The sequence below is a fragment of the Mesorhizobium sp. P2_E10 genome (assembly GCF_056404235.1).
The window spans coordinates 45,770-54,225 of the sequence record NZ_JBFUEK010000024.1; the positions used below are offsets into that span (position 1 = coordinate 45,770).

Consider the following 8,456-nt stretch of genomic DNA (forward strand, 5'->3'; position numbering starts at 1 on the left):
GCATTTTTGATGCGCCAGACGCCACGTAAAGCGGTGCCAGAGATACCCTCCGCCCCCGGGACTTGACTCTCGCTCCCGCTCCGCGTTGTTGAGGAGATCCTTTCAGGTTTGCCAAAGAAGGAGCCGAGCCCCGCAAGACCAAAGGCGACGGCTAAAACAACTTCAATGCCTCGCCGCACACGCCGATACATCCATACGACGGCATACCGCAGAATATTGTAACGCTCAGCACCGCACATCCTGCAAGGATAATGATGACGTCCGTATCCTGCACAAGGGGGTCTAGGTGTCCTCGCGACCGTTGGCCTTATGCATCGCACCCCACAATGGTATAACCTCGCCGACCTTGAATGGGAACTTCCTCGCCGGCAACGTCAAGGCATATCCCGGATTTCTGATGGTCGTGAGCTGCCATGCCCGAAACTCGGGTAGGCGCGTCTTGGCCAGCGTTTCCAAGACCTCATCCTCGGTCGAAACGGCCAGCAAGTCGTCCAGCTCCCCGATTGAGCAGAAGATAACGTCGCGCTTGTCTTCGGGCAGCATGTCAGGCTCATCCACAAGTAGGGCCTCCGCCTCTGCCCTTAAAGCAGGCAGCTGGTTGTCCTCAAGGTGGAACCAGCTGTCCATGGTGAGAATGACGCCATAAGCATCTGGCGCCACCGTCTCGTCGCTATAAATCCGCCGGCGCGCCCTGGAGAAGAATTTCCAAAGCTGCGACATGCCCTTGGCAATCTGGCTAAACCCCTTGGGGGCCTGCGCAAGCGGGTCATCCGCATATTGGGCGGCAAACGTGAGCTTGGTGGCCTTGCATTCAAACACCACCTTGATAGTGCCCTCGTCCTTGAGGAGCAAATCGGGCGTTCGCGCCCGGGTCARCTTCGGCCCATACTCGCTCTCACGCATCACGCTAAAGCGCGGGCACCTCGCCTCGATGAGCTTCTTACCATACGCCTCAAAACGGTCGGTCGCCTCCGCAATTAGAGATTGCGGGCCGCTCACCAGATCATAATAGAGCCCCGACGTCGCGCGAAACATTATGAGCTGCGGCAGGGGGGCAATGTACCTGTCCATCAGTGACGATGAGATAATGGGGTGGAACCTGAGCGTGCTCGGCAGGTAGGAAACCCGCCACTCACTGTTCTGCGTCAGCTCATGAATGCGGGCCTGTGCTTCGCTGCGTTGGTCGGTTAGCTCCTTCGAAATCAAATCCAGCGTCAGTCCAATGGCTTCAGGCCGCATGGGCTTCAAGGCCGACGCGTCTGGCGGTTTATTCCACGGCACGCGAAAGGTCTGAACATGCAGTGCCAAGCAACTCATTGCGAACTCATCCATGGTCAAGCCGTGCTGGGCTTCGAAGTAGCTGGCGCAATTCCCCTGCCCGTAAACGTAGTAGTAGCGGTACATGCGCTCGATGCTGAAAAACCCGCGTTGCCATGCGAACTGCTTGTGGCCCAGCTTCTGCATGAAGTTGAGGATGTTGGAATTGTCGATGAGCCGGGTCTCCTCGGCTGCCTCGGCTGCTTTGAGGAGATTGATGAGCATCCTGGCGGTGTCAAATTTCTGGTAGGTTTCCTCGGGCGCAACCCGATTGGACAAGGTCTTGGGAGTTGACAGTAGGAGCAGCAGCAGGTTCTCCAATTCCCATTTCGGCATGAATTGGTTATTCCCTAAGCGCGCGCCTGCAGCGCTGTCTGGGTAGGCAAGGAAGGGCCTAACGTCTGGTGGATTGTCCGACTGAAGAGCGTTAACCGCCCATAATATCTTCAAGGTCCCGAAGTCGTTGACGTTCGAGAGGTTCCTAAGCAGCCGCTCCCGCGTGCTTTTGTGCTTTCTGAGCGCGAGCATTTGTTTCGGTGAATCAGCCATATTTTGTTCGAGCCCGCCCTGCTGTATCAAGGTATGAGATTCCTAGTCAAAAGCACAGCAGCCACGATACTTAGTGGGGGTTATGAAAAATTGGGCTGTGTTTGCCTGCGCCGTAGCAGCACTTAGCGTGAGCAGTCCAGCGCACGCTGGGAAGAGGCGGGTGCCCTAAACAAACATTGCCACGAAGATTTGGGGGCAGCGGGCGACTACATCTCCGGCTACCTCGATAAGCTCTGACCCAATCGTGCGTCGCTTAGGGGATGTAGAGCTAAGGATTCCCGCTGACGTCCGCGCCATGCGCCCGCAGAGTAGAGTGAACCTCCAACATGGGGGGTGGAGGATTTTGTCCTCCTTGGGCGATCAACGCTGCAATTTCGGCGGGGGGCGCTCGATCAAGGATGCCGAGACCGAGATTACGCCTTTTGAAGGCGTGCAGAATCGACAGGAAGGGCAGTTTCAGGTCATGCGGCCGGCAGCATTCGCCATAGCGCCGATTTGATCCGCAGCTGCAAAGCTCGGCCTCCTTAAACTGAGTCAGCCGATAATAGGGATCAGATTGGCCCAGTTCATCAGGCATCGCATACTGGCGTCCCGGCCACCGATCAAATACCGCCAAGTGGAGATGACGGAGCGACCAAACGCTGTAGAGGTCGAGCAACGTGCGCAAGTCGCCGCCAGGCGACCAAGCCTTGTCGAGCATCGGGTGATAAGCGCACACCGAGCCATCAGGAAAATTGGTATGTCGCGGGCCGATCCATTCGACTAGCCCATCTTGCTCCCAGAACGCCCATCCTCGCGGCTCGACCGCTGGGGTTTCTGGTAAGGCAATAAGGAATATGGCTTCTCGCGCTAAGCCATCTATCACTTGGCTACGAGCGAGAAGCCATACTCCATGGTCATCGGGGAGGAGAGTTGCGCCGGGGTATGCCCATTGCACATTCTCTAGCTGCCCGGCGTAGTTGCCGGCGAGGCCGACGATCCGTGATCCGGCACGGGGCGGCCGTGATCGATCGGACGACCTTTGCCGTCGGGTGGACCCTTGCCGTGCTCGGGCTGCGGGTCCTCCCGCTCTTTGCTGTTGTTCATTGCTTTTCTCCTGGACAGGCGTTGATGTGGGCTGTGGGCTGAGAATTACGATTCCCCCGTCCCACACCTCCACGGGCTGGCGCGCGTCCAAACCATCGCCAATCCGCTGCAACTCAGCCCGCGCATCGTCGGTCAACAACTCTTCCATTTTGCTTACCGATGTGCGAGTCTGTGTCACCAGCACAGGATGCATAACGGGGCGAAGTGTGTCAAGGTGTGCTGATCGCACAATTGGTGAACATGGACGAATTCGAAAAAAAACTCGTCGGAGCGGTCCGCGAGAAGCGCGAACGCGAAGGTCTTAGTATAAGAGCACTGTCGGGGATTGTGGGGATCAGCTTCTCCACCCTGGCCCGCATCGAGCGGGGCGATGGATCGCCCGACAACAATTCCAAGATTAGGCTGCTCGAGTGGCTCGGCCCGGACGCCGACGAACACGAGCTTGGCTTTGACCGGGTGGCATTCGTCCACTTCCGAGCCGGAAAGAACGCGTCCTCCGGGACCGTACAAACCCTGTTGCAGGCAGCCGTGTGTCTTCGTCAGCACTACGCTAAGGGTGACATAACAGAACCGGGCGGCGCGCCGACAGATGGGGACGTTATCGAAATGTCTAAGGAGGAACTGGAGCAGGCAGCCGAAGATTTCCGAAGGGACTTAGGATTGAAGAAGAACGATCCACTGGATCCATTCTATTTGGTCGTTGATTCGGTCACGGTTGAGCGACTGCAAAACTCATCTTGTATTCCGGGACGGACAAGAAACACTCTTGCTGGACCTTCGCGCAATGAGTGGTCCGCGATGAGCGTTCCCTTAAGTGCTGATCAGGATAGCTGGGTTGTCTTCCTAAACGACTACCACACCGTTGAGAGGCAAAGAGTAACGCTACTTGAAGAATATTGGCACATTCTTGCCGGTCATAAGCTAACCAAGATAGCTAAGATCGCTGGCTCTTTCGGTCGGACATATGATAGCGCTGAAGAACATGACGCCTATTTCCTGGCATCGGCCACTTTGCTTCCAAGAGATGCGATTAAGCGAATGGTCTCGGATGGCAAGAGTGCTCCCGAGATCGCGTCCTTCTTCGGGACGTCACCGGAACTTGTTGAATATCGAATAAAGCGGCTAGGGCTATGGCGCGATCATATTGGAAAGAAAGTGAGCCTCGCCAAACCCTAATGACGTTTTACAATGCGTCGTTACCCGGTTTCCGATTACTGCAGAGGAAGCTTTTCGCCCCCTGATTGGCCAGTCTTGGAAGGATCGAAGGCGCCAGCCTCTGGGGTGCCTCGCGCCGGTCTTTTTCCATTTGGTCGGACGGCTTTGTCTTCCCGACCGCATCGCAGTGACGTCGTCCTCACAGTTTTCGGCGCCTCTTGGCTTCTAGGTCCGGCGGGCACTAGTCGCGGTTCTCCCCACTGTAGCGGACAAGCCGCGCGATTTTGTTCATGCAATGAGGTGGTGCGCGGCAAGTCGGGGAATGCACCGCTTGTCGCCGTCTCGACAATCGCGCTGCGCACCGCTTCGGGGATCTCCTGCCAATGCACCAAGGTCGCTGCAGCAAGATACTGTAGCGGTATCTGAACGTCCTTCTCGAAGGATCTCGACGGCACGCGGCTTTCTCCAATGCATTGCGGGTAACGCGTATAGGAGTTGGCCTATCGCGCGACGCCTGTTTCATTCGCTGGTTTCGAGGTTTCTCAGCCCGTCCGCAATAAGTTGCAGAGTGGCGATCACGCGCTTGTATTCTCGATGATATCGGCAGAGAAATGCGCGAACTGTACGGCAGCGCCCCAATCGTGTGCGCTTCCCATTCGAACATGTCGTGGCAAACCTCAATCTGTTGCTCGCGGATTGCCATTCGGTCGGCATTGGTTGGACGCAAGCGCCATGCTCCTGATCAAGAGCCGTCGTCTACACGCTCGGCTATGTCGAAAAGAATGTCGCGCGGGCGATGTCCTTCTTTGACGCGTTCGGATGCTCTCTCCGTGCCGCCCGGATCAAATTGCTTGGGCGTCATATCTGGAGTCACGATCCGCATCAGAGTCTCGCTGATCACCTCCAATTCGGTTGCTTCCATTGGGAAACGCTCCGTCCCTTGGCTCCCCACAAGTAAGCTTAGCAGAGCGGATTTATTAGCTGAAGCTAAATTCACGTTACACGGAACTCTCGCCAGCCGATCATAGCGGTTGATCGACAATGTGCGGCCGATAATCGCCAGCGAGGAATTTGCGCGGCCATGAAATAATATCGCCTCGACCCGCGAGCCCCATCGGCCCGCCGGCCACTAGGACAACTGGCTTTAACAAACCACGCCGTGACTCCGGACAAGCGGCGCAAGGCGATGCGACGTCGTGCTGCACCGATACTTGAAACCGGATAATTGCGTAATTGCCAAATTAGTGAAACCTTGGTGGCGGGACATAGGGCAAAAAGGGGTTCGTTCTCGAACCGCGAAGGTTCCGAGATCGGCTGGGCAAAGCATGTACTTTCCGCAGTTTCTGGTGGGGATGTCTGCAACAACGACCATGGTCGCGATCTGGGCTTACCTTGGAACCGGATCCGTCTGGGCGGCGCTCGGATGGACTATCCTTGCACTGGCCCTTCTGCAGGTTGGATACCTCGGCCTGGTCGTTCGCTTGATATATAAGCGAGCATTGGGAGCCCCCGACACAAGGTCGGCTGTGGTCGACCCCACACAACCTCTGGTGTTTTGGTCTTCTCAAATGGCCTAGAGCAAGTCCTGTTTGATCCGGTTCATATCCTGCGGCTTTGAAGTAGTTAGCACATTCGGCTGGGGTGAGATGTCGACTTTGCTCAGCGCTCGTAATCGTTATCATTCGAGCGCTGGGTCTTGCGGTCCTGCTCTTCAGCCTGCTGAGTCTTCTGCTTGTTCGCGTCCTTCTGCTTGGCTTTCACCTTTTCCTGCTCGGTGCCTGTGCGCGGCTGCTCTGGCTCGCGGGGATCGTCCCGAGTTGGGAGGTCTCGCCCTCGCGCCTCGCGCTCGGGGATCGGCTCGCCACCGCCACCACCACGACGCTGCTGCTGCCGCTCGAATTGCAGCCGCGCGAGACGCTCGTGCATCTTGTCGTTGACCTCTTCACGATACTGTTCGAACTGTCCTTGATGCGCCGGCGGCAGCGTCTCGCGCATGTTGTCGAGAGCCTGATTGACGCGGGCCATCTGACGCCGCATTTCCAAGGGGGTTTGCGCCATGTTCAAATCTCCTATCAGTGCATTCAATTCTCTCATACCGGGATGGGACAGGAAAGACTTCTGCCCCGATTGATCAGCTCCGCGCCCCGCGGCAGGACCTGGTTGCCCCTCCCCTGCTCGATCGCGACGGAACTGCAGAAAATTGTTGCCGATCGACTCCGCTGCCGTGAGAGCCTGACCGACTACGCCCGCGGTCCGCATCGTCGTCACAGTCTTTTGCCATGCGGCAGCGATTGCATCGCCGTTCACGACAAGGGACAGTCCATCCAAACGGCGTTGCCGCTTGGCCTCCACCCGCTCGATTGTCCTGGCGCTGACTTGATAGCGCGGATCGCTCTGGGCGCGGCTGTAAGCTCCGGCATGCTCCTTCGTGAAGGGCCGCGTCATCGCATGATCCATGCGCCGCGTCGCCACCATCGCAATGCCGTTCTCGCGTGCCTTTTCCGCAAAGGTCTCGCGCCAGGCGACAAGATCTGGCTTGTAGAATTTCAGGCGCTCACCGTCGGCAGAGCGCGCCTGCACCATCGCATGGATATGGACGTGCTGGGTGTCCTTGTGATGCGCCAGGACAAACTTGTATCCTGGCGCGCGCTCCTCCATCACGGCTCGCGCCGCGGCCATGACGGCGTTGGCATCGGTGCCGGCCTTTGCGGAGAAAAGTAGGTGATAGGCATTGCGGCGTTCACGCCCCGAAAACTGCGGGCGCCATTGATCATAGACCGAAGCCGCCGCCTTCGTGGAATTCTTCACCCAAGGCACGGGCTCGCCATTTGCGTGGCGGACGTGGCTGTGGTTGCGGATGAACTTCTGCAGGAAATATTTCGCTTTGGGTTCACGGCTGACGGCCGCCATCACCTCTGCCTTGGCGACCACCCCCGCCGCGCCCATCGCTTCAGACAACCGCGCCTCGATCTTGTCGAGCGCCTTGCTGCGCGAATTCTCCCGACCACCGGCCAGGACTCTCGCAAGCGGTCCGGCCCGCTCGTCCGTGTGTGCGTAAACCTGCACCGTCTGTCCGTCCTGAGCATAGATGAACGGTTTCGAACCGAAGGCCTTGTTCAAGGCCTCGCTCAAGGCGACATCGGTGACCTCGCCGGCGAGATGGAAACGAACTTCGATAAAATTGGTATTTTCCAAGGGCGGTTCGAACGTCTCGCAAAACTTTTCCAGGAACGCCTTTCTTGCGCCGCCCGTCGCTAGGACCTGCCCATCCTCGTCAAAAATCTCGATGTCGTGTTTCTCGCCTTTTTCGCCTTCCCGCTTCCCTATGTAATTCAGCAGCCGCGCGGCGGCTTCCCTGGTCGACGGAGGATTGGGCATGACTTTAAACACAGCAGGCTGCGCACCCGCCGCGTAGCCTGCCCTCGCCGCTACGGCCCGCGCCTGATAGCCCGCCCGCGCCGCTCGGCCTGTAGCGCTCGCGCGACCCGCACCACGACCGCCGCCCCCGCCGCGCCGCTTCCAGTCTTCTTCCTCCTCCTCTTCCGGCCGGAAACCGGCGAGCGTGGCGCCATARACCATGATCGGCGCGCTGGAGGTCGCAGCAGCCGTCGCGGATTTCGGAGCGCCGCTGGGGACGGAGCCTCCCACAACTCCTGTCGCACCCGGCGACGAACGAGGGGCGTTCCTGCCGGCACCTAGCGTCGAGCGGGCTGGTCCTTGCCTAAGGCCGCCGCCACCGATCCGCTTCATCACCTGGAATTCACCGGCCTCGCGTCGTGCGCTCATCGCGGACTTGTCGTCATCCAGCTCCTCACGCTTCACACCGGACTCGCCCCGCAGGTAGCGTTCGATTTCGGCCGCGTAGCCAGCAAGACGACCGCTCATGGCCTAGGCCCCCTCGCCTTGCGGGACCCGCCAGTCATCGCCTTCAGTTCCTCTCGGAACTGCCGGACAAGGTCGCCCACGGCGATCAGCGCCTGCTCAAGATCCTCATCCTGGGCAACACGGCCGTCGTTCATGGCGCGCACCGCCTGATTGAAATTGACGCCGACGCGCCGCAGCTGATCGGCCATGTCCACAATCGCCGGTCGCAACGCCTCTGAGGCAATAGGCAGATGCCCGGCCTCTGCCCGCACCAGACGCCGGACGACCTCGCTGACCGTTACGCCGTCCCGCTCCGCAATGGCTTTGAGGCCGGCCAGTTCGCCAGCCGAAAACCGGATGTGCGTCACCTCACCATAGCGTCGTGACGCGCTCTTGACCGCTGCTTTCTGGGCGTCTGCATCCATCTCTCAAGCCCGCTTGCGGGCGCTAAGGCCCGCGAGGGCCGCGCCGCCTATTTTGTGTGT

The 8,456-nt window shown here is 58.8% G+C and carries 7 protein-coding genes; 2 read left to right on the top strand and 5 right to left on the bottom strand.

All coding sequences use genetic code 11. The annotated features are described in order from the left end of the window. Nucleotides 1-282: 282 nt before the first annotated feature. On the bottom strand, nt 283-1,896 hold the full coding sequence (locus AC1D0N_RS29870; RefSeq protein WP_477249991.1) for a hypothetical protein: 1,614 nt from the start codon (nt 1,894-1,896) through the stop codon (nt 283-285). A 322-nt stretch (nt 1,897-2,218) separates the two neighbouring features. Between AC1D0N_RS29870 and AC1D0N_RS29875 the strand changes: the two genes are divergently transcribed. Beyond that, nucleotides 2,219-2,365: a hypothetical protein gene (locus tag AC1D0N_RS29875; RefSeq protein WP_477249992.1), complete on the top strand. Its 147-nt coding sequence runs from the start codon at nt 2,219-2,221 to the stop codon at nt 2,363-2,365. A gap of 443 nt (nt 2,366-2,808) precedes the next feature. Here the strand turns inward: AC1D0N_RS29875 and AC1D0N_RS29880 are convergent, their stop codons facing one another. Next, nucleotides 2,809-2,952: a hypothetical protein gene (locus AC1D0N_RS29880; RefSeq protein WP_477249994.1), complete on the bottom strand. Its 144-nt coding sequence runs from the start codon at nt 2,950-2,952 to the stop codon at nt 2,809-2,811. Between the two features lie 240 nt (nt 2,953-3,192). On the opposite strand from AC1D0N_RS29880, the gene AC1D0N_RS29885 reads away from it, so the two are divergent. Beyond that, nucleotides 3,193-4,128 carry an ImmA/IrrE family metallo-endopeptidase gene (locus AC1D0N_RS29885; RefSeq protein ID WP_477249996.1) on the top strand — a complete coding sequence of 312 codons (936 nt, stop codon included), beginning with the start codon at nt 3,193-3,195 and terminating at the stop codon, nt 4,126-4,128. Between the two features lie 721 nt (nt 4,129-4,849). Here the strand turns inward: AC1D0N_RS29885 and AC1D0N_RS29890 are convergent. The 3 genes from AC1D0N_RS29890 to AC1D0N_RS29900 form a co-directional block, all read right to left on the bottom strand. Next, nucleotides 4,850-5,029, bottom strand: a complete 180-nt coding sequence (locus AC1D0N_RS29890; protein WP_477249997.1) for a hypothetical protein — start codon at nt 5,027-5,029, stop codon at nt 4,850-4,852. A gap of 737 nt (nt 5,030-5,766) precedes the next feature. Next, nucleotides 5,767-7,992 (bottom strand): relaxase/mobilization nuclease domain-containing protein, encoded by a 2,226-nt coding sequence (locus AC1D0N_RS29895; protein ID WP_477249999.1) that lies wholly within the window; start codon nt 7,990-7,992, stop codon nt 5,767-5,769. After that, nucleotides 7,989-8,396, bottom strand: coding sequence for a hypothetical protein (locus AC1D0N_RS29900; RefSeq protein WP_477250001.1), 408 nt, complete (start codon nt 8,394-8,396; stop codon nt 7,989-7,991). Before AC1D0N_RS29900 ends, AC1D0N_RS29895 begins: the two co-directional genes overlap by 4 nt. Nucleotides 8,397-8,456: the final 60 nt, after the last annotated feature.

Bases quoted from the DNA above. Each gene is read 5' to 3' on its own strand.
- AC1D0N_RS29880 (WP_477249994.1), bottom strand. From the start codon at position 2,952: ATGAACAACAGCAAAGAGCGGGAGGACCCGCAGCCCGAGCACGGCAAG.
- AC1D0N_RS29885 (WP_477249996.1), top strand. From the start codon at position 3,193: ATGGACGAATTCGAAAAAAAACTCGTCGGAGCGGTCCGCGAGAAGCGC.
- AC1D0N_RS29890 (WP_477249997.1), bottom strand. From the start codon at position 5,029: ATGGAAGCAACCGAATTGGAGGTGATCAGCGAGACTCTGATGCGGATC.
- AC1D0N_RS29900 (WP_477250001.1), bottom strand. From the start codon at position 8,396: ATGGATGCAGACGCCCAGAAAGCAGCGGTCAAGAGCGCGTCACGACGC.